Below are 20,006 nucleotides of genomic sequence, written 5' to 3' on the forward strand. Positions count from 1 at the left end.
AGAACCGCCTTGCCCATCCCTACCTCCATCCAAGCGGCCCGGATCTCCCGCCTCGCCTTGCTGGCCGGTATCGCCGGCCTGCTCGGCGGCTGCGCCAGCTTCTCGCCCGATGGCGGCGTCGGAACGGCGCAAGCCATCGTCTATTCCGAGCTGAACAAGGATGTCGTCAAGATCGGCGACGATGCCTCCGCCGGCACAGCCAAGGTGCGGGTCGACAAGCTTCTAAAGGCGCCGTTGACGGCCGACAGCGCCGTCCAGATCGCACTGCTCAACAATCGCGGCCTGCAAGCCGCCTTCAACGAACTCGGCATCGCCGAGGCGCAGATGGTCGCGGCCAGCCTGCCGCCCAATCCGCGCTTCGGCATCTCCAAGCTTTCAGGCCGGTTCGAGATCGAGATCGAGCGCCAGGTCGCGGGAAGCCTGCTCGCGCTTGCCACCTTGCCGGCGCGGGCGGAGATCGCGCGCGATCGCTTTGGCGCGGCCCAATTGCGCGCGGCCGAGGCCGTGCTGAAGCTCGCCGCCGAGACGCGGCGGCAATATTATCGCACTGTGGCAGCCAATGCCCAGGCAGCCTTCTTCCAGGAGGCCAAGGCGTCATCCGACGCGGCCTCCGAATTGTTCAAGCGGCTGGGCGAATCCGGCGGCGTCAACAAGCTCAACCAGGCACGCGAATTCGCCTTCGACGCCGAACTCGGCGCACAGCTTGCGCAAGCCAGGCTGCAGCAGCGCCAGGAGCGCGAGCGGCTGGTGCGCCAGCTCGGCCTCTGGGGCGATGACCTCAAGTTCAAGCTACCCGGCACCTTGCCGCCCTTGCCACCGCTGAAGACCGTCAAGGCTGTTGAGGCCGAGGCGCTGCGCAAGCGCATCGACGTGCAGGTCGCGCGCTCCGAGCTCGACCTCCTCGCCAAGTCGCTCGGCCTGACGCAGGCGACCCGTTTCGTGAACGATATCGATCTCCTGGGTCGACGCACCTATGACCGTGGCCGCAGCGTCCTGGCCAATGGCGAGATCGAGCGCGAAGCGAAGCGCAGCCGCACGCTGGAGCTCGAGATCGAGATCCCACTCTATGATTTCGGCCAGTCGCGCATCGTCCAGGCCGAGCAGACCTATATGCAGGCCGCCAACAAGCTTGCCGAGAAGGCGGTCAATGTCCGCTCCGAGGCGCGCGAGGCCTATACCGCCTATCGCGGCTCCCACGAGATCGCCCGGCAGTACCAGACCAACGTGCTGCCCTTGCGCAAGATCATCCAGGACGAGGCGCTGCTGCAGTATAACGGCATGCTGATCGACGTGACCCAGCTCATCGTCGATGCGCGCGGCCGCATTCTCTCCAATGTCGCCGCGATCAACGCCCGGCGCGATGTCTGGATCGCCCATACCGATTTCAAGCACGCGATCATCGGCGGCGGGGTCGGCGGAGGCGGTGGAGCCGTCGTTGCTTCGGCCGGCGGCGGCGGCGATGCGCCAGCGCACTGAACCCAGCGATAGGACATCGACATGACCGCATTGTCACGCAGGGGATTCATCGGCTCGTCGGGCCTCGTGCTCGCGGGCGCGGCCGCCGTCTCCGGGCGAACCGCCTTCGCCTCGGTGCCGGAAGCGCCGACCATGGCGGAGGCGACGACGCAGGCCCCGCTCGTGCCGACATCGGGGCCCGACTACCAGCCGGTCGCGACGCTGAACGGTTGGACCTTGCCCTGGCGGATGAAGGAGGGCTGGAAGGAGTTCCACCTCGTCGCCGAGCCGGTCGAGCGCGAGCTCGCACCGGGCATGAAGGCCTTCCTCTGGGGCTATAACGGCCAGTCGCCGGGGCCGACGATCGAAGCCGTCGAGGGCGACAAGGTCCGCATCTTCGTCACCAACAAGCTGCCGGAGAACACCACCGTCCATTGGCACGGCCAGCGCCTGCCCAACGGCATGGACGGCGTCGGCGGTTTGACGCAGCCGCATATCCCGCCCGGCAAGACCTTCGTCTACGAGTTCGAGCTCCGGCGCTCGGGCACCTATATGTACCATCCCCATTCCGACGAGATGGTGCAGATGGCGATGGGCATGATGGGCTTCTTCGTGGTGCATCCGAAGGACCCGGCCTTCCGCCGCGTCGACCGCGACTTCGTCTTCCTGCTCAACGCCTTCGACATCGAGCCCGGCTCCTATGTGCCGAAGGTCAACACCATGCTCGATTTCAATCTGTGGTGCTGGAACAGCCGGGTCTTTCCCGGCATTGATCCCTTCGTCGTCGGCCTCAACGACAAGGTCCGCATCCGCTTCGGCAACCTGACCATGACCAACCACCCGGTCCATATGCATGGCTACGAGTTCAAGGTCTCCTGCACCGATGGCGGCTGGGTCGACCCTGCCGCCGCCTGGCCGGAGGTCTCGGTCGATTGCGCGGTCGGCCAGATGCGCGCCTTCGACTTCGTCGCCGATGAGCCGGGCGACTGGGCGATCCATTGCCACAAATCGCACCATACGATGAACGCCATGGGCCATTCGGTGAAGACCTATATCGGCGTCGGCAAGAAGGACCTCGCCAAGCGGATCGCCAAGATCGCGCCCGGCTACATGCCGATGGGCTCGAACGGCATGGGCGAGATGGGTGGCATGGAGATGCCGCTGCCCGACAACACCTTGCCGATGATGACCGGCTTCGCCCAGTTCGGCCCGGTCGAGATGGGCGGCATGTTCTCGGTGGTGAAGGTGCGCGATGGGTTGGCGAAGGGCGACTACAAGGATCCCGGTTCTTACAAGAACCCACAAGGCACCGTGGCCTACGAATATAAGGGCGCAGGCCTGACCGAGGCGCCGCGCGCGCAGCCGCCTAAAGCCCAGATCGCGCCTGGCGCCAAGCAAACACCTGGCGCCAAGATCGAGCCGACGGAGTGGCGGGTCAAGGATCCGCGCAAGCCCAGGCTCGGCCCGGACGGCAAGCCGCTGCCCGCCGCCAAGAACCCGCATTCCAACCACTGACCTAAACCACCGGACAGGAGCGAACGCATGAAGCGGACGATGTCGATACCGAAACTGGCCGCTCTGGCCTTCCTGCTCTCGACCGGAGCGGCCTTCGCCGCGCCAGGCGCTGCCGGCCACAGCCACGGCCATGGCGACGAGACCGCCTATGGCAAGCCCGGCGACCCGAAGAAACCAACCCGCCTGATCCAGATCTCGATGGGCGAGCGCGACGGCAAGATGCAGTTCATTCCCGACAGGATCGAGGTGCGGCGCGGCGAGCAGGTCAAGTTCCAGCTGCGCAACAATGGCGAACTCGACCATGAACTCGTGCTGGCGACGCTCGAGGAGAACCTGAAGCACGCCATCGAGATGCAGAAGAACCCCGACATGGAGCATGACGACCCGAACGCCAAGCGCCTCGCGCCAAAGAAGACCGGCGAGATCGTCTGGCAGTTCACCAAGGCCGGCGAGTTCGATTTTTCCTGCCTGATCCCCGGCCACCGCGAGGCGGGCATGACCGGCAAGGTCGTCGTCAAGTGATGAACCTTGCTCCCAAACCAACGACGGAGACCATGATGCGCAGACTTCTCACGATCGCCTTCGTCAGCCTCGGCCTTGCCGGGGCAGCGCTGGCGCAGGACGCTCCGCTGGTGAGCGCGACGGTCAAGAAGGTCGATGAGGCCCAGGGCAAGATCACCCTCGATCACGGACCGATCAAGAACCTCGACATGGACGGGATGACGATGGTGTTCAAGGCGGCCGATCCCGCCATGCTCAAGGATGTGAAAGCCGGCCAGAAGGTGATGTTCACCGCCGACCGGGTCAATGGCCAGATCACGGTCACGAAGCTGCAGAAGGCGAAGTAATACCAACGGCCTTTGACCCCGACTTATGGCTGGGGTTCCGCCGTCATTCCGGGGCGATCCGAAGGATCGAGCCCGGAACCCAGAACCGATGCCGCTGCTTGAGAAGGCACGGGCAGCCGGCTCGCTTCACGACGATACGCATCGGTTCTGGGTTCCGGGCTCACGCCTTCGGCGTGCCCCGGAATGACGGGAGAGAGCAACGCCGTCGCTCAGCACTTAAAGCCCGTTTGGAAAGGTGAGCCCTCACTTGAGGAGCCGCGTAGCGGCGTCTCGAAGGATGTTCCAGCGGACTCCGGTGATGGCTCTGTCCTACCCACCTATACGCCGTCATCCCGGGCGTAGCGAAGCGGAGACTCGGGATCCATGCCGGAGCGCTGCCTGGCAAGGCTCAGGAATGGATCCCGGATCGGCGCCGCTACGCGGCTTGTCCGGGATGACACCGTGGTTCCGAGGATGAACGACCTGCGCCACAAGGCTGTCAGGAAACCTCCCGAGCCCTCACGCCGACGCACGCAACCTGGCGCAAGCCATCCGGATACCGGCTCTAGGCAGGCAGCACCGCCTCCTCATGGCAGGCGCAGTCGGCCTCCTGCCGCGCCTTGCGCTTGGGCTTGCCGGGCACTGGCGCGAGCGACGCGGCCGGGTCGGCGAGATCGGCCAGGATCGGGCAGTCCGGGCGGCCATCGCCGTGGCAGGTCCGGGCGAGATGCGAGAGCGTGCGCGCCATCGCCTGGAGCTCGGAGATCTTGGTTTCGAGATCCTGGACATGCTTCATCGCGACGCTTTTCACATCGGCGCTGGCGCGGCTCTTGTCGCGCCAGAGCGCCAGCAATTCGCGCACCTCCTCGATCGAGAAGCCCAGATTCCGCGCCCGCTTGACGAAGCGCAGCGCGTGGACATCGTCATTGGCATAGACGCGGTAATTGGCCTGGGTGCGGATCGGCGCGGTGATCAGCCCGATGCTCTCGTAATAGCGGATCATCTTGGCGGTCACATTCGAGGCCTTGGCGGCTTGTCCGATGTTCATGGCCCGTCTCCTAGAGCCGGATGATTTCAGATGGGATCACGCAGTGATTCCATCTGAAATCTGAATCCGTCTCTCATCTAAAAGTGAGAGCAGGATCAATGCGAAAAACCGATTCCCACTTTTTCGCATCCTGCTCTTGCGATCGCTTCACTCGGCCGGCGCGAGTTTCGCTGCGGGGGTTTGCAGCGGCGCCGTGGCTGCAACACCGCCGAAGCGCCTGAGCCGCAGCGCGTTGGTCAGCACGCTGACGCTCGACAGCGCCATGGCGAGGCCTGCAAACATCGGCGACATCAGGATGCCGAAGGCCGGATAGAGCGCGCCGGCGGCAACCGGGATCAGCACGATGTTGTAGCCGAAGGCCCAGGCCAGATTCTGGCGGATATTGGCGATCGTCGCCTGCGACAGCGCGATCGCCTTGGCGACGCCGTTGAGATCGCCCGACATCAAGACGACATCGGCGCTCTCGATGGCGATGTCGGTGCCCGTGCCGATGGCGAGGCCGACATCGGCCTGGGCCAAGGCAGGCGCGTCATTGATGCCGTCGCCGACGAAGGCGACCTTGACGCCGCCGGCCTGGAGGGTCTTGACGACCTCGGACTTGCCCGTCGGCAGAACCTCCGCCACGACCTCGTCGATGCCGAGCCGTGCGGCGATGGCCTTGGCCGTGCCCTTGTTGTCGCCGGTGATCATCACGACGCGCAGGCCAAGCGCGTGCAATGCGGCGATGGCCGCGGGCGTGGTCTCCTTAATCGGATCGGCGACGGCGATGATCGCTGCGAGCTTGCCGTCGATCGCGGCATAGAGCGGCGTCTTGCCCGCAGTGGCCAATCGCTCGGCCTGATCGGCGAAGGCTGCGAGATCCAGGCCCAGGCGGCGCATCAGGCGGTCGGCGCCGACCTCGATCGCCAGGCCCTCGACCTTGGCTTTGACGCCGAAGCCGGGCTCGGCGGCGAATTCCGCCGGCTCCGCGAGCGCAAATCCGCGCAAACGGGCCGCCGCGACGATCGCTTCAGCGACGGGATGCTCGGAGCGCGCCTCGACCGAGGCGACCAGACGCAGCACCTCGTCTTCCGCGAAGCCCGGCGCGACCGAAAGGTCGGTCAATTCGGGGCGGCCCTTGGTCAGCGTTCCGGTCTTGTCCAGCGCCACGATCCTGGCATCCTTCAGCGACTGCAGCGCCTCGCCCTGGCGGAACAGGATGCCGAGTTCGGCGCCCTTGCCGGTGCCGACCATGATCGAGGTCGGCGTCGCCAGCCCCATCGCGCAGGGGCAGGCGATGATCAGGACCGCGACCGCGTTGACCAGCGCGAAGGCGAAGGCGGGGCTTGGACCGAAAACCAGCCAAGCGGCAAAGGTCAGCAGCGCCAATGCGATGACGGCAGGCACGAACCACATCGTCACCTTGTCGACGAGCGCCTGGATCGGCAGCTTCGAGCCCTGCGCGGCCTCGACGGTGCGCACGATCTGGGCGAGCAGCGTGTCGGCACCGACCTTGCGCGCGGTGAAGCGGAACGCGCCGGTTCCGTTCACGGTACCGCCGGTGACAGTCGCGCCCGGCTCCTTGCGTGCCGGGATCGGCTCGCCGGTGATCATCGCCTCATCGACATAGGAGAGGCCTTCGAGAACCTCGCCATCGACCGGGATACGCTCGCCGGGCCGCACGATGACGATGTCGCCGGGCACCACGGTCTCGATCGCGACATCGACCTCGGCGCCATCGCGCAGCACGCGGGCGGATTTCGCCTGCAGCGACATCAGGCGGCGAATGGCCTCGCTGGTCTGGCCCTTGGCGCGCGCCTCGAACCAGCGCCCGGTCAGGATCAGCGTGACGATAACCGCGCCGGCCTCGAAATAGGTGTAGTCCGTGCCGTCAGGCAGCCAGTCCGGCGCGAAGGTCGCCACGGTCGAATAGAGATAGGCCGCGCTGGTGCCCAGCATCACCAGCGAATTCATGTCGGGCGCGCCGCGCAGCAGCGCCGGCCAGCCCTTGCGCAGGAAGCGCAGGCCCGGGCCGAACTGCACGAAGCTCGCGAGCAGGAACGAGATCACCTTGATGTTGAACTCGCCGACCTTCCCCGCCAGAAAATGATGCAGCGTCTCCGAGAGATGCATCCCCATTTCAAAGACGAGCAATGGCATGGTGGCGATGGCCGCCGCGATGACGGCCCGACGCAAGCTCGTCTGCTCGACCTCGCGCGCCTGGCGCTCGCGATCTGCCATATCGATGCCGGCCTGGATGGGCTCGGCGGCATAGCCGGCGGCCGTCGCCGCAGCCGCGAGCCGGGACGCGATGTCCGCTCCCCCCAGAACGCGCACGGAGGCCCGTTCGGTCGCCAGGTTGACATTCGCCTCGAGAACGCCGGGCACCGCCTTCAGCGCCTTCTCGACACGGCCGACACAGGAGGCGCAGCTCATGCCGGCGACGCTCAGTTCGACCGTGCTCTCGGAGGGCTCGTAGCCAGCCTTGCGAATGGCCGCGCCGATGGCCGCTGGATCGACCTTCACTGAGGACAGGACGACATGGGCGCGTTCGGTCGCGAGATTGACCGCGACCGATTCCACACCTTCCACCGCCGCGACCGCGCGCTCGACCCGGCCGACACAGGAGGCACAGCTCATGCCGCCGACAGGAATGTCGAGCTGCGTGCTGCGCCCGGCCGTCGTTTTCAGAACCGTGTCAGTCGACATGACGTCACTCCAGACTTATCTGGCGAGAGATATGCTCCTTCCCATAATGGGAAGGTCAAGAGCCTCTCGCCAGCCTAGAGCAGGATGCGAAAAAGTGGGCACCGGTTTTTCGCATTGATCCTGCTCTCACTTTTAGATGAGAGACGGATTCAGATTTCAGACGGGATCACGAAGTGACCCCGTCTGAAATCATCCGGCTCTCGCGCGGAGATGCCGCGGGCGAATGCGCGGTCGCGGTTTCGCCGCCTCAGGCTGCGCTGACGATCGGGAAGCCGCGGATCTGCTCGCCGACCTCGCTCTTGATGGTCAGGCGCGCATGCGTTGCGTCCTTGATCTTGCCGCCGGCGATCAGGGTCGAGGGCATTTCACCCGGCTCGGTTGCGAGGTTACGGATCTGGTAGTCCTCGGCGCGCGGGCCGATCGCCTGCACGACCACGCTCTCAGCCGGCGGCGGCGCGACGACGGCCCCGCCTTTCAGGAAGCTGATCTCCCAGCGCGTCTCGTCCAGGCGCTTGACCTCGGCCTCGAGCCCGCCGTCGAGCGCAACCAGCGCGCCTCCGCGTGCGCCAAGTTTCGGCGGCAGCACTGCCGCGCCCGGCAGGAGCGATTCGCGGGTATGGAAATGCGTGCCGTGAACGACGCGCATGCGGACGCGATAGGCGCCTTCGACATGGCCGCTGGCGAGCACGGAGGAGACGTTTCCGCTGGCCGAGATGGCGAGGGGATGAATCCGGCCCTGGGTGTCGATCGCATCGACCTCGACCTCGTTCAGCGGCGGCGCCTTGTAGTCGGGCACGCCGGCCTCGCTGAAGACGATTTCCCATTGCCCGGCATCGCGCGCGACGATGTCCACCATCTGACCGTGGCCCATATGGATCGATGCTGGCTGCGACATGTTCGGTCTCCGCTTCATTCGCGCCGGCAGGCCCATCCCGCCGGCTTGGCTATCGCTCCGCGCCAAGGGCGTCGGAGGAATTTGGGGCGTCAGAAGAATCTTGGGTGCCAGAAGAATCTGGGCGTCAGAGGAATTTCGTGACCGCCTTGAACTCCTTCAGGAGCTCGCGCGCATCTGTGGGGATGTGACCGGCCGCCTCTTCCAGGCAGTGGTCGATATGCTCCTGGATCAAGATCTTGCGCGCATTGGCGACGGCGTTTTCGACCGCCTGCAATTGCTGCGCGATCTCCAGGCATGAGCGCACATTCACCACCATCTCGATCGTCGAGCGCAGATGGCCCTCGGCCCGCTTCAGCCGGGTGATGATCTCCGGATGGCGGTGGTGATGGATTTTCTCGTGCGGTTCGTTTTTCATCTTGATCCTATCCCCCTGGAGGGGTTATAGCCAAATACGACGACTGGCAAGTGGAAGCTGAATTCTGGCCCTTACGAGCCTTGTCGAAAAGCCAGCACCTTCGCTGGCATGGCTTGAGCTGGATTGATGTCGATGGCCGATACTCCTCATGGCTTGACGCTCGCTTTGCTGCCGGACGAATCCGGCGAGCAGCATAAGGCCGCGCGCCAGTTCTGCCTCGACGTGATCAAGGAATTCTACGGCTCCGACTATCGGGTCGATTGGCATGCCGACCTCGACTCGCTGACGCTGGGGCCGGAGCAATCCTGGTTCAGTGCGCGCAACCGTGGCGCATTCTGGACATTGAGCGCGCCGGACGGGTCGCTCGTTGCGGCGGCCGGCCTGTATTGCCTGACATGGAAGCCAAAGCTGGCAGCAGCCTTCGCCACGCGCTATCCTCACCCGGAACAGGTCACGCAGCTCGTTCGCGTCTATATCCGCAAGGACCAGCGCGGCCGCCAGATCGGACGCTGGCTCAACACGCTTGCTGAAGCCGAAGCCAGGCGCCTGGGCTTTACGACTCTCTATTTGCACGCCAACGCCGACACTGCGGCGACGATCGGTTTCTGGCGGGGACGCGGTTATACCGAAATCGCGAGCGACGAGGCCACAACCCATTTCGACAAGAGCTTGTCGAACACACCAGCTTGATCGGGCAAGCGCCGGCACAAGTCCAGGCGCCTCCCCGGGATCGAGAAGACGAGGACAGGAAGCAAAGCGCCCTCGACCAGAGCCGGTTGGACCGGCCGGTGCGGCGGCTCAGCGGCATGTCCGGATCTGAGGAGCACTGTCGTGCCGTCATTCACCGAACTGCTGGCCCAGGGGGCCGGCAATGCCTGGCTGTTCATCCCGAGCGCGATCCTGCTCGGCGCGCTTCACGGCCTCGAGCCCGGCCACTCCAAGACGATGATGGCCGCCTTCATCGTCGCTGTGCGCGGCACCGTGTTCCAGGCCGTGCTGCTCGGGCTCGCCGCGACGTTCTCGCACACGCTCGTCGTCTGGGCAGTGGCTCTGGGAGGCATGTACATCTTCAAGGGCCTCGATCCCGAGACCACGGAGCCCTATTTCCAGCTCGCCTCGGCGGTCATCATCATCGGCATCGCTTCCTGGATGTTCTGGCGAACCTGGCAGGACCAGCAGCGCGCCAAGCAATATGCGCGCGAGGTCGAGGCCTATGAGAAGAACAAGGCCAAGACCGCGCTGTCGCATCGCGTCGATACCGGCCACGGCTTCATGTCGCTGGAGATCCCACCGGAGAAGCCGGCGCATTTCCGCCTGACCGTCATCAGCGGCGACAAATGGGCCGGCGAATACGTCAAGATCACCACCGAGCGCCCCGACGGCACCAGCCAGGTCTTCAGCTTCCTCGATCGCGACGGCTATATGGAATCGGCCGAGACGATCGCCGAACCCTATGATTTCATGGTGCGGCTCAGCCTCGACCATGGCGACCACGAACATGATTACGACGTCTCGTTCCTCCAGGGCATGGCGGGCACCGATTCCCTGCACCGCCAGGAGAAAGGCCTCGCCGTCGCCACCGACGGCTATATGGACGCGCATGAGCTCTCCCATGCCAACGACATCCGCAAGCGCTTCACCAATCGCGAGGTGACGACCTGGCAGATCGTGATGTTCGGCCTGACCGGAGGGCTGATCCCCTGCCCCGCCGCGATCACGGTCCTGCTGCTCTGCGTCCAGATCAAGCAGTTCACGCTCGGCGCGGTTCTCGTGCTGTGCTTCTCGATCGGGCTTGCGATCACGCTGGTCACGGTCGGAGCGGTTGCCGCGATCAGCGTCCGGCAGGCGACGAAGCGGGTGAGCTGGCTCTCGACCGTGGCCGGCCGCGCGCCGTATTTCTCCAGCGCGCTGATCGTCCTCGTCGGACTCTATACCGGCTATCACGGCTGGACCGGGCTGCAGGCGCAGCATCAGGCTCCGGCCGCGCAGAGCACGCCAGCCACCCAGCCAAAGGCAGGTTGAGCGACGCCAGGTTGAGCGACACAACGCATCAGGGGGAGCGTCCAAGACGCTCCCCCTGATGCGTTTAAGATGAGAGCGCTTTCGAGCGAAGTGGGCACCGGGTCGCGTGAAGAAAGCGCGTCAAAACAAAGAGCTAGAACAATTCCCGGTCAGGAAGCGAACGCACCCTCGCGCTGTGCGATATGGCAGCGCACCAGGGACCCGTCCCCGAGCGGAGCCAGCTCTGGCGGCTGCGCATGGCACAGCGCCTCGGCCTGGGGGCAGCGCCCATGGAAGCGGCAGCCATGCGGCGGGTTGATCGGGCTCGGCGGCTCGCCCCCCAGCGCGGCTGCGCCATAGAGCCCGTTCTCCTCCAGCATCGAGGCCGCGATCAGGGCCTTGGTATAGGGGTGGCGGGGTCGCTCGAAGAGCTCGTCGCGCGGCGCCATCTCGACGATCTGGCCGAGATACATCACCGCGATCCGGTCGCAGAGATAGCGCACGACCCGCAGGTCATGCGAGATCATCAGCAGAGTCAGCGAGAAGCGCTTCCTGAGATCGAGCAGCAGGTTCAGGATCTGCGTCCGCATCGAGGCATCGAGCGCCGAGGTCGGTTCGTCGCAGACCAGAAAGCGCGGCTTCAGGATCAGCGCACGCGCGATCACGACGCGCTGGAGCTGCCCGCCGGAACACTCGCCGGGCACGCGGTCGTAGAAGCTCTCATCGAGCCCGACCTCGCGCAGCATCTCCAGCACCATGGCGCGGCGTTGGCCGCGATCGCCCATGCCATGCGCGCTGAGGGGAGCGTCGAGGCTATGGCCGAGCCGCATGCGCGGATCGAGCGCGCCGAACGGATCCTGGAAAACGAGCTGCGCCTGCTTCCTGAAATCAAGCAGGTCATGGCCGCGCAGCTGCGCCACATCCTTGCCGGCGATCGTGATCGAGCCGCTGTCGGCGCTCGTCATCCGGACCAGCAACCGGGCGATCGTGCTCTTACCGCAACCGGATTCACCGACGAGGCCGAGCACTTCGCCCTCTGGAATCGACAGGGAGACATGATCGACCGAATTGACCACGCGCCGGCCGCCCGGGCCCCAGCCGGCAACCGGGTAGGTCTTCACGAGATCATCCACGACCACGAAGGGCGCAGGCTCCCGATGCGGAACCTCGATCGCGTTCGGCGAGGCAAGGTTCGGCGAGGCATGGGCAACCGATGTCGCGATCATGCCCTGTGCTCCACGGCAGGCATCGTGGGAGCAGCGTTGACGCTCCAGCAGCGCGCCTTGTGCTGGCCGCTGCAGCATTCCAGGCTCGGCTCGGCGCTGCAGCAGGCATGCGCGTGCTCGGACGTCGCCGCGACGCTGCAGCGGGGCTGGAAGCGGCAGCCGCTAGCGATGTCGCGCGCCGAGGCGGCGCCGCCGGGAATCGAAACCAGCGCGCCGGTCTCGTCCCGCTGCAGTAGGGAGCAGCGGATCAGCGCCTTGGTATAGGGATGGCGCGGTGCGCTCAGGACCTCGCGCGTCGGCCCTTCCTCGACGAGGCGACCAGCATACATCACCGCGACCCGCTCCGAGAGCGCAGCCACCACGGCAAGGTCGTGCGTGATCAGAAGCACCGCCATGTTGCGCTTCCGACGCTGCTCGTCGAGCAGGCGCAGGATCTGGGCCTGGACGGTGACGTCGAGCGCTGTCGTCGGCTCGTCGGCGATGAGCAAATCGGGATCGGCGCTGAGCGCGGCCGCGATCATCACGCGCTGCGCCATGCCGCCCGAAAGCTCATGCGCATAGCAGCGCAGCCGCGTCTCCGGCGCGGGAATGCCGACCTCGCGGAAGAGCGCGACGACCCGCTCCAGCGCAGCCTCACGGCTGAGGCCGCGGTGGATACGCAGGCTTTCGGCGACCTGATCGCCGACGCGACAGGTCGGATCGAGCATGGCGAGCGGCTGCTGGAAGATCATGCCGATGCGGCCGCCTCGCAGCGCGTTCAGGGCGGCGGGCCGCATCGCGCCGACATCGTCGCCACCGAAGCGGACCGAGCCGCTCGTGATCGAAACCGAGGGCGGCAGCAGCCGCAGGACCGACAGGGCGGTGAGGCTCTTGCCCGAACCGGACTCGCCGACGAGCGCCACGACCTCGCCGCGCCTGATCTCGAGGTCGAGGCCGTCGATGACCGGACGAGCCCCCGTTCCGATCCTGACCTTCAGCCCCTCGATCGTCAGCAACGGCTCCGCGCCGGGCGCAGCCACAGGCTGAAGGTTCACGGCTGGATGCATCTCGGTCCCGATGGCGGCTGGTGCGATCATGCCTAGTCTCCTGCCGTCTTGCGCTTGGTCTCCAGGCCCTGGCCGATCCAGGTCACGCTGAGCGCGGTCAGGAAGATCGCGAGGCCGGGGCAGATGACGAGCAGCGGGGCACGCTCGAGATAGGGCTGGGAACTCGCCATCATTGCCGCCCAGTCGGCATGGGGCGGCTGGACGCCGAGCCCGATGAAGGACAGGCCGCCGACGGTAATGAGCTTGTGGCCGAAGCGCAGGAACCCCATCGCCGCCAAGGGCCGGATCGCGTTGGGGATGATGTGGCGCAGGATGATGAAGCGGCGCGAGCAGCCCAGGATCTCGGCGGCCCGGATATAGGATTTGGCATTGATTTCGATCGCGAGCCCGCGCGCCAGCCGGGCGAAGGGCGTCCAGCTCACCACCGTCAGCGCCACGATCAGCGTGCCATAGCCCGGCCCCATCAGCGCGATCAGGAAGATCGCCACGACGACGTCGGGAAAGGAGATCAGCAGATCGACGATCCGCATTGTGATCTCGTCGACGAGGCCGCCCTGGCGCGCGCTGATCACGCCGACCACCGTGCCGATCACCGCCGACAAGACCAGGGTCACAGCGGCGATGATGATGGCGAAATGGCCGCCGACCAGGAGGCGGCTGAGCTGGTCGCGGCCGAGATGGTCCGTGCCCAGCCAATGCCGGCTGCTCGGCCCCTGCAAGCGCTGCAGCAGGCTCTGCGAGGCAGGATCATAGGGTGCCAGCCAATGCGCGCAGCAGAGCAGCAGCAGGACCATGGCGAACATCACCACGCCGGCGGAGAAGACCCAGTGCCGCTGGCGCGCGAAACCTAGCGCGCGGCGCAGGATGGAGGGGCGCGAGGCAGCCTTGTTCGCGACATCGAAGAGCGGTGCGGCCATGGCGTCAGGCATGTGCATGGGCCATCCTCACCATCGGATTGAGCACCGCGTAGAGAATGTCGGCGAGCGTATTGATCAGCACGGACAGGGCGACGATCGCGACGAAACTCGCCTGCAGGACCGGAATATCCTTGTTGATCACCGCCTCGTAGATCAATCGGCCCATGCCGGGGATAGCGAAGATGACCTCGACCACGACCGAACCGCCGAGCAGGCCGGCAAGCCAGAGCGCAAACAACGTGACCACGGGAATGGCGCCGTTGCGCACGCCATGGCGCAGCACCGTCTGCGTCATGCCCAGGCCCCGGCTGCGCGCGGCGGTGATGTAGGGAGCCTGCAGCACGTCGATCATCGCCGCGCGCGTCACCCTGGTGAAATAGGCCAAAGGCCGCAGCGCCAGCACCATCGCCGGGAGCACCAGCGACGACATGCCGTCCCAGCCCGCCGAAGGCAGCCAGCCGAGATAGAGCGCGAAGACCAGGATGCCCATCGGCGCCATCCAGTATTCGGGGATCGCGACCAGCGTCTGGGTGATGAAGGTCGCGGCGGTGTCGATGGGCCCGCCCGGCCTCGTCGCCGCCGCCGTGCCCAGCGGTACCGCGATGACGATGGCGATGCCGAGCGCCGACATTGCGAGCGTGATCGAAACCAGCAGAGCGCGGCCGATCTGGTCGATCACCGGAGCGCGGCTGGTGTAGGAATAACCGAAATCGCCATGCAGCGCCGCGTTGAGCCAGCCCAGATATTGCGCGAGCAGGGAGCGATCGAGCCCAAGCTGCTGGCGCAGCGCCTCGACCGCGGCCTGATCGACCTGGAAATCGGCCACGCGGGAGCGCAGGACCAGCACGGCCGGGTCACCGTCGCTGAGATAGGGGATCAGAAAGGCGAAGACCGACACCACCAGCAAGGTCAGCAGCAGAACGGCCAGTCGGCGGGTAACGAAGAGCCACATGGCAGGTTCCTCTCCGCAGCGATGCCAAAAGTTTGGCGCATTGCTCTTGCGAAAAATCGGTGTCCACTTTTCGCGCAAGGCTCCAGGGTTTGCAGCGGAGGCGTCCGCGAGAATCGTGGGACGCCTCCGGTGTTGGCGAAGCGGCAGTTCACTCGAGTGAGAGTTCGGGCGTCAGCGTATACTGATACAGCGGATGGATCTTGTAGTTGCGGACTTTCGCACTGTAGGCGTCGTTGCCGGCCTCGTGGATGACGAAGATGTTCACCGCGTCATTTTGCAGATCCTGAGCCAGTTCCGAATAGACGGCGTAGCGCTTGGCGGGGTCGGCCTCGCCGGCGACCTTGGCCAGTTTCTCGTCGAATTTGGCGTTGCAGTAGTGCGACAGGTTGTAGCCGCCGCCGCAACCATAGTCCGATTGCAGATATCCCGCGGGATCGGCGACATCGACCAAATGGCTGCGCGAGAGCAGCGCCAGATCATATTTCCCCGCGATAATATCTGGCTCCAACGCCTTGTATTCGGCGACGCGGATATTGGCCTTGACGCCGATCGCATTGAACTGGTCCTGGAGGATCGCCGCGAGATCCTTGAACTCGATCTTCTCGACATAGGCGAAGAGATCGAGCGTCAGCGAACCGGGCTTGATGCCGGCCTCAGCCAGGAGAGCCTGCGCCTTCTTGGGATCATAGGCCGCAGGCTTGGCGCCCTTGGGAGCCCAGGGTTCGGCCGGAGCGAAGGGGCCGACAGCGGGCTGCACCGAGCCTTCATAGACGCTGGCCGCGATGCCCTGGAGATCGAGCGCCATCTGCAGGGCCTGGCGGACCTTGGGATTGTCGAGTGGCGCCTTCTTGGTGTTGATCAGCAAGGTGCTGGTGCGTGGCGTGGCGATGCTCTCGATCTTGAGGCCCGCGGTCGATTTCAATGTGGCCAGCGTCGAGGCCGGAACCGCCGCGCCGACATGGGCCTCGCCAGTGCGCACCTGCGTGGCGCGGACATTGGCGTCGGGGATGAACTTGATCTCGACCTCCGCCAGCTTGACCGCCCCGCCCCAGTATTTGTCGTTGCGCTTCAGCGACATGCCTTGCTGGCCGTTGACCCGGGTGATGACAAAGGGGCCGGTGCAGGTGCCGACGGGGTCGATCTTGCCGTCCTTATAGGCCGCCGGCGAAAGGATGCCGGTATTGGCCGCAGCCAGCCGCAGCGGCGTCAGCACGGAGGCGACGGGCGTGGTCACGCGCACCGTGTCCTCATTGATCGCCTCGACCGACTTGATCAGCTTGGGCGAAAAGGCGCGTGCCGGCGCGGTGACCTTGAGCACCGCATTGAGCGCGGCAGCGGCGTTTGCCGCCGTCAGCGCCTGGCCGTCCTGAAAGCTGACGCCCTTGCGCAAGGTGAAATCCCAGGCATCGGGCGCGGTTTGCGTCCACGAGGTCGCGAGCGCAGGTTTCAGCTTGCCGTCGAAATCGATGCGCGTCAGCATTTCGAGACAGCCCGCCTTGGACAGGACGTTGGCGTCGTCGGTTTCGAGCGCGAAGCCGGCGCGCGGCGGGAAATTCTCGGCGATGACGAATTTTCCGCCCTGCGCGGAAGCCGCCCCCGCAACGCCGAGAGTGGAGAGGAAGGCTGCAACAAACCCTGCTCGCGTGATCATGCTGACGACTCCGTTGTTGTTCGCTGTTCCCGTCTCGCCGACTTGCTCTCGCGATATCGGATGGAGCGCCCGCGAAGGCGGCCCCGCCGAGTTCATGATGCCGTCGATCTGATATGTTATAACATTAAGCTACGATAGCGCTCCCGCATGCCTTGCCGGGCCGGCCCGCTCGTTTTCGCGGACGGCTCAATCGCGGGAGCCATCCACCTTGTCGCAATTCGAGACCCAGCCTGGGGCCCCGTATTGTATGGAATTTCCCGCCGACGCCCGAGATTCAGGCAGCGTCTGGCGGATTTCAGGCAGAAGCGCCTGCCAGCAGCGGCGTATAGCCGGCCTTGGTTACGATCGCCTGGATCGCGGCGCTGTCGCTGGCGCCGGTAATGGTGACACGCTTGGAGGCAGGGTCGGCGGTGACGGAGGAACCCGGCAGCGCCTGCTCGATCGCGCCCTTGATCGTGCCGGCGCAGTGGCCGCAGGTCATGTCGTCGACGAGGAGGATCACCGCCTGATCCGGCGTCGCGCCGGTCTCTGTCGTGGTGGGGGCCGCATGTTGGCTGCATGAACACATGAGAAGCGTCCTTTGTGGTTTGGCTGATGGTGAGATCAGGCTGCGCCTTGCCCTGATGGGAAGGTCAAGCGTGTTCCGGCGAAAAATTTCGATTGGCGGGAGCAGTGGCCTGCGGGCTGTCCTCGCCCTTGAAGAAACCCAGCAACCTCAGCGCGTTGAGCGTGACAAGAACCGTCGCCCCCGTATCCGCCAGGACCGCGATCCAGAGCCCGGTCGCGCCGATGATCGTGGTGACGAGGAAGAGCAGCTTCAGCCCGAGCGCGATGACGATGTTCTGGCGGATATTGGCCATGGTCGCGCGCGACAGCCGGATCAGCCTGACGACATCGCCGACGCGGCTCTTCAGCAAGGCAGCGTCGGCGGCCTCGATGGCGACATCCGTGCCCGAGCCCATGGCGATGCCGGCATCGGCTGCAGCGAGCGCCGGCGCATCGTTGATGCCGTCGCCGACCATCACGACATGACCCGCCTGCCGCAAGGCGCGCACGGCCTCGACCTTGGCCTCGGGCATCATCTCGGCCTGGACCTCGATGCCGAGCTGGCCGCCGATGGCTTCGCCGGTGCGGCGGTTGTCGCCCGTCAGCATGACCGCGCGCAGGCCGAGCGCCTTGAGCTCCGCAATTGCGGCGCGGGCGTCCGGGCGCGGCTCGTCGCGCAGGGCGATCACCCCTGCGACGATCTCGCCCTCGAGCACGACCACGACGGTCTTGCCCTGTGCCTCCAGTGCTGCGATCCGATCAGCCATCTCGGTGGGCAGCGCCGCCCGCTCAGCCGCGAAGCGCGGCGCCCCGATGAAGATCGGTGTTTCGCCCAAGAACGCTTCCATGCCCTTGCCGGGAATAGCGCGCGTGGCCGAGACCACGAGCTTGGCAGCCCGGTCGTCCTGCGCCCGCGCCACGATGGCCTCCGCCAGCGGGTGGCTGGATTCGCGCTCGACTGCGCCAGCCAGTGCCAGCAGGCGGCCGGCATTGGCAGCACCCGGCACGATGTCGGTCACGACCGGCCGGCCCCAGGTCAAGGTGCCCGTCTTGTCGAAGGCGACGATCTGGGTGCGGGCCAGCGCCTCGACCACCGCGCCGCCCTTGACCAGCAGGCCGCGCCTGGCCGCCATCGACAGGCTGGAGGCGATCGCCGCCGGCACCGAGATGACCAGCGCGCAGGGGCAGCCGATCAGCAGCAGCGTCAGGCCGCGATAGATCCAGACCGACCATTCCGCACCGGCAAACAGCGGCGGCAGCACCGCCACGAGCAGCGACAGGCCGACGATGCAAGGCATGTAGATGCGCGAGAAGCGATCGATGAAGCGCTCGGTCGGGGCCTTGGCGTCCTGCGCCTCCTCGACCAGCGCCACGATGCGGGCGATGGTGTTGTCCTCCGGCGCACGCTCGACCTTGATGCGCAGCGCCGCTTCCTGGTTGATCGAGCCGGCGAAGATCGCAGCGCCCGGCTCCTTGCCCTTGGGCATGGATTCGCCGGTGATCGGCGATTCATCGACGCTGGAGAAACCGGCGACCACGCTGCCATCGGCCGGGACACGGTCGCCCGGCCGCACCAGCGCGATCTGTCCGATCCGCAGCGAGGCGGCGGCGACTTCGCGCACGCTGCCGCCGTCATCGAGCAAAGCCGTCTTGGGCACGAGCGCCGCAAGCGCGCGAATGCCGGAGCGCGCCTTGTTGGCAGCAACGCCTTCGAGCACCTCGCCGACGGCGAAGAGGAAGACCACGACGGCTGCCTCCTCGATCGCCCCGATGAAGAGCGCGCCGGCGGCGGCGATCGTCATCAGCATCTCGATGGTGAAGGGCGCGCCTGCAAGCGCGGCCATCACGGCACGCTTTGCGATCGGCGCGACGGCAATCACCGTCGCGAGCGCGAAGACCGCGAAGGAGGCCTGCGGGAACACCAGACCGACGGCATAGGCGGCAGCAAGAAGCAGGCCGGCCGTGATCGCCACCCTGCCCTTCGACGTCGTCCACCAGCGGCGCGGCGCCTCGGGAGCCGCAACCGGGGCGGCCTCGCTCACGGTCGAGGGCACAGTGAGCAGCGTCGGCTTGTAGCCGAGCCGGCTGAGCTGAGTATCGATCGCTGCGACCCCGCTGCTGCCCGCGCCGAGGCGCAAGGACAAGGTCTCGTTGGTGATCGAGATCCTGAGATCGCTGACCCCCGGCATCTTTTCCAGAGCCGTCCGGATGGTCGCGGCGCAGCTGCCGCAATCCATGCCGGCGACTTTCCAGCTCAGAGCATCGGCCGCGACGACCTCGGCAGCCCGGTTTGCAGCGGAGTGGGCATGAGCATGGGCGTGATCGTGGCCGCGGTGATCATGGCCGTGATCATGTCCGCAGGCGGAATGGTCGTGCGCATGCTGTTCGGCAGGCTTGGGAGCCGGCGCAGCATGGTCATGGCCGCAGCCGCACTCATCCACGGCAGCTTGCACCGGCGCATGGCCATGAGCGGCGTGGTCGTGAGCGTGGTGATCATGTCCGCAGGCGGAATGGTCGTGCGCATGCTGTTCGGCAGGCTTGGGAGCCGGCGCAGCATGGTCATGGCCGCAGCCACATTCATCCGCGGCAGCTTGCACGGGCGCATGGTCATGAGCCTTGTGGTCATGAGCGTCGTGGTCATGTCCACAAGCAGAGTGGTCATGCGCATGCTTTTCGGCCTGCTTCTGAACCGGCACAGCGTGGTCATGAGCGTGGTGGTCATGGCCGCAGGCCGAGTGGTCATGCTCGGCCCCGGCGTGCACTGCCGCCGCATGGTCATGCTTGCCATGCGAATGGTCGTGATGCTCATGGCCAGCATGGTCTT

Annotated in this window: 17 protein-coding genes; 6 read left to right on the plus strand and 11 right to left on the minus strand. The window is 65.9% G+C overall.

From position 1 onward, the window contains the following. The first annotated feature begins 9 nt into the window (after window positions 1–9). The 4 genes from ACSQ3P_RS12865 to ACSQ3P_RS12880 are packed head-to-tail and all read left to right on the plus strand — an operon-like array spanning window position 10 to window position 3,818. A complete protein-coding gene (locus ACSQ3P_RS12865; protein ID WP_436165931.1) occupies window positions 10–1,476 on the plus strand; it encodes a TolC family protein in 1,467 nt (488 codons plus the stop codon). A gap of 21 nt (window positions 1,477–1,497) precedes the next feature. Next, window positions 1,498–2,970: a multicopper oxidase family protein gene (locus tag ACSQ3P_RS12870; RefSeq protein ID WP_436165932.1), complete on the plus strand. Its 1,473-nt coding sequence runs from the start codon at window positions 1,498–1,500 to the stop codon at window positions 2,968–2,970. A 27-nt stretch (window positions 2,971–2,997) separates the two neighbouring features. Further along, the gene (locus ACSQ3P_RS12875; RefSeq protein ID WP_436165933.1) at window positions 2,998–3,492 is read left to right on the plus strand and encodes a cupredoxin domain-containing protein; all 495 of its coding nucleotides are present in this window, start codon (window positions 2,998–3,000) and stop codon (window positions 3,490–3,492) included. A 32-nt stretch (window positions 3,493–3,524) separates the two neighbouring features. Then, on the plus strand, window positions 3,525–3,818 hold the full coding sequence (locus ACSQ3P_RS12880) for a copper-binding protein (protein WP_436165934.1): 294 nt from the start codon (window positions 3,525–3,527) through the stop codon (window positions 3,816–3,818). A gap of 544 nt (window positions 3,819–4,362) precedes the next feature. Here the strand turns inward: ACSQ3P_RS12880 and cueR are convergent. From cueR to ACSQ3P_RS12900, 4 genes are all read right to left on the minus strand, one after another. Continuing rightward, window positions 4,363–4,845 carry a Cu(I)-responsive transcriptional regulator gene (cueR, locus tag ACSQ3P_RS12885; protein WP_436165935.1) on the minus strand — a complete coding sequence of 161 codons (483 nt, stop codon included), beginning with the start codon at window positions 4,843–4,845 and terminating at the stop codon, window positions 4,363–4,365. Between the two features lie 147 nt (window positions 4,846–4,992). Further along, on the minus strand, window positions 4,993–7,533 hold the full coding sequence (locus ACSQ3P_RS12890) for a heavy metal translocating P-type ATPase (RefSeq protein ID WP_436165936.1): 2,541 nt from the start codon (window positions 7,531–7,533) through the stop codon (window positions 4,993–4,995). Window positions 7,534–7,780: 247 nt separating this feature from the next. After that, a complete protein-coding gene (locus ACSQ3P_RS12895) occupies window positions 7,781–8,428 on the minus strand; it encodes a hypothetical protein (protein WP_436165937.1) in 648 nt (215 codons plus the stop codon). A gap of 124 nt (window positions 8,429–8,552) precedes the next feature. Continuing rightward, a complete protein-coding gene (locus ACSQ3P_RS12900) occupies window positions 8,553–8,843 on the minus strand; it encodes a metal-sensing transcriptional repressor (RefSeq protein WP_069689517.1) in 291 nt (96 codons plus the stop codon). A 126-nt stretch (window positions 8,844–8,969) separates the two neighbouring features. Between ACSQ3P_RS12900 and ACSQ3P_RS12905 the strand changes: the two genes are divergently transcribed. Then, window positions 8,970–9,533 (plus strand): GNAT family N-acetyltransferase, encoded by a 564-nt coding sequence (locus ACSQ3P_RS12905; protein WP_436165938.1) that lies wholly within the window; start codon window positions 8,970–8,972, stop codon window positions 9,531–9,533. A gap of 141 nt (window positions 9,534–9,674) precedes the next feature. Beyond that, the gene (locus ACSQ3P_RS12910; protein WP_436165939.1) at window positions 9,675–10,865 is read left to right on the plus strand and encodes a nickel/cobalt efflux protein RcnA; all 1,191 of its coding nucleotides are present in this window, start codon (window positions 9,675–9,677) and stop codon (window positions 10,863–10,865) included. A 149-nt stretch (window positions 10,866–11,014) separates the two neighbouring features. Here the strand turns inward: ACSQ3P_RS12910 and ACSQ3P_RS12915 are convergent, their stop codons facing one another. From ACSQ3P_RS12915 to ACSQ3P_RS12945, 7 genes are all read right to left on the minus strand, one after another. Next, a complete protein-coding gene (locus ACSQ3P_RS12915) occupies window positions 11,015–12,070 on the minus strand; it encodes an ABC transporter ATP-binding protein (protein WP_436165940.1) in 1,056 nt (351 codons plus the stop codon). Continuing rightward, complete coding sequence (locus tag ACSQ3P_RS12920) at window positions 12,067–13,116, minus strand: ABC transporter ATP-binding protein (protein WP_436166251.1); 1,050 nt, start codon at window positions 13,114–13,116, stop codon at window positions 12,067–12,069. Before ACSQ3P_RS12920 ends, ACSQ3P_RS12915 begins: the two co-directional genes overlap by 4 nt. Window positions 13,117–13,148: 32 nt before the next feature. After that, window positions 13,149–14,045, minus strand: a complete 897-nt coding sequence (locus ACSQ3P_RS12925; protein ID WP_436165941.1) for an ABC transporter permease — start codon at window positions 14,043–14,045, stop codon at window positions 13,149–13,151. After that, a complete protein-coding gene (locus tag ACSQ3P_RS12930; protein WP_436165942.1) occupies window positions 14,038–14,985 on the minus strand; it encodes an ABC transporter permease in 948 nt (315 codons plus the stop codon). Before ACSQ3P_RS12930 ends, ACSQ3P_RS12925 begins: the two co-directional genes overlap by 8 nt. 148 nt (window positions 14,986–15,133) lie before the next feature. Further along, entirely contained in the window at window positions 15,134–16,636 is a 1,503-nt protein-coding gene (locus ACSQ3P_RS12935; RefSeq protein WP_436165943.1) for an ABC transporter substrate-binding protein, read from the minus strand. 295 nt (window positions 16,637–16,931) lie between these two features. Beyond that, window positions 16,932–17,204 (minus strand): heavy-metal-associated domain-containing protein, encoded by a 273-nt coding sequence (locus ACSQ3P_RS12940; RefSeq protein WP_310158740.1) that lies wholly within the window; start codon window positions 17,202–17,204, stop codon window positions 16,932–16,934. Window positions 17,205–17,268: 64 nt separating this feature from the next. Next, a complete protein-coding gene (locus ACSQ3P_RS12945; RefSeq protein ID WP_436166252.1) occupies window positions 17,269–19,419 on the minus strand; it encodes a heavy metal translocating P-type ATPase in 2,151 nt (716 codons plus the stop codon). Window positions 19,420–20,006: the final 587 nt, after the last annotated feature.

Origin of the sequence: Allobosea sp. LjRoot9, assembly GCF_964252745.1 — a bacterium.
Taxonomy (GTDB): Bacteria; Pseudomonadota; Alphaproteobacteria; order Rhizobiales; family Beijerinckiaceae; genus Allobosea.

Coding starts and splice junctions, on each gene's coding strand:
- ACSQ3P_RS12915 (WP_436165940.1), bottom strand. CDS start 12,070: ATGATCGCGACATCGGTTGCCCATGCCTCGCCGAACCTTGCCTCGCCG.
- ACSQ3P_RS12870 (WP_436165932.1), top strand. CDS start 1,498: ATGACCGCATTGTCACGCAGGGGATTCATCGGCTCGTCGGGCCTCGTG.
- ACSQ3P_RS12925 (WP_436165941.1), bottom strand. CDS start 14,045: ATGCCTGACGCCATGGCCGCACCGCTCTTCGATGTCGCGAACAAGGCT.
- ACSQ3P_RS12920 (WP_436166251.1), bottom strand. CDS start 13,116: ATGCATCCAGCCGTGAACCTTCAGCCTGTGGCTGCGCCCGGCGCGGAG.
- ACSQ3P_RS12905 (WP_436165938.1), top strand. CDS start 8,970: ATGTCGATGGCCGATACTCCTCATGGCTTGACGCTCGCTTTGCTGCCG.
- ACSQ3P_RS12875 (WP_436165933.1), top strand. CDS start 2,998: ATGAAGCGGACGATGTCGATACCGAAACTGGCCGCTCTGGCCTTCCTG.
- ACSQ3P_RS12880 (WP_436165934.1), top strand. CDS start 3,525: ATGATGCGCAGACTTCTCACGATCGCCTTCGTCAGCCTCGGCCTTGCC.
- ACSQ3P_RS12900 (WP_069689517.1), bottom strand. CDS start 8,843: ATGAAAAACGAACCGCACGAGAAAATCCATCACCACCGCCATCCGGAG.
- ACSQ3P_RS12895 (WP_436165937.1), bottom strand. CDS start 8,428: ATGTCGCAGCCAGCATCGATCCATATGGGCCACGGTCAGATGGTGGAC.
- ACSQ3P_RS12890 (WP_436165936.1), bottom strand. CDS start 7,533: ATGTCGACTGACACGGTTCTGAAAACGACGGCCGGGCGCAGCACGCAG.
- ACSQ3P_RS12935 (WP_436165943.1), bottom strand. CDS start 16,636: ATGATCACGCGAGCAGGGTTTGTTGCAGCCTTCCTCTCCACTCTCGGC.
- cueR (WP_436165935.1), bottom strand. CDS start 4,845: ATGAACATCGGACAAGCCGCCAAGGCCTCGAATGTGACCGCCAAGATG.
- ACSQ3P_RS12945 (WP_436166252.1), bottom strand. CDS start 19,419: ATGGATTGCGGCAGCTGCGCCGCGACCATCCGGACGGCTCTGGAAAAG.
- ACSQ3P_RS12940 (WP_310158740.1), bottom strand. CDS start 17,204: ATGTGTTCATGCAGCCAACATGCGGCCCCCACCACGACAGAGACCGGC.
- ACSQ3P_RS12930 (WP_436165942.1), bottom strand. CDS start 14,985: ATGTGGCTCTTCGTTACCCGCCGACTGGCCGTTCTGCTGCTGACCTTG.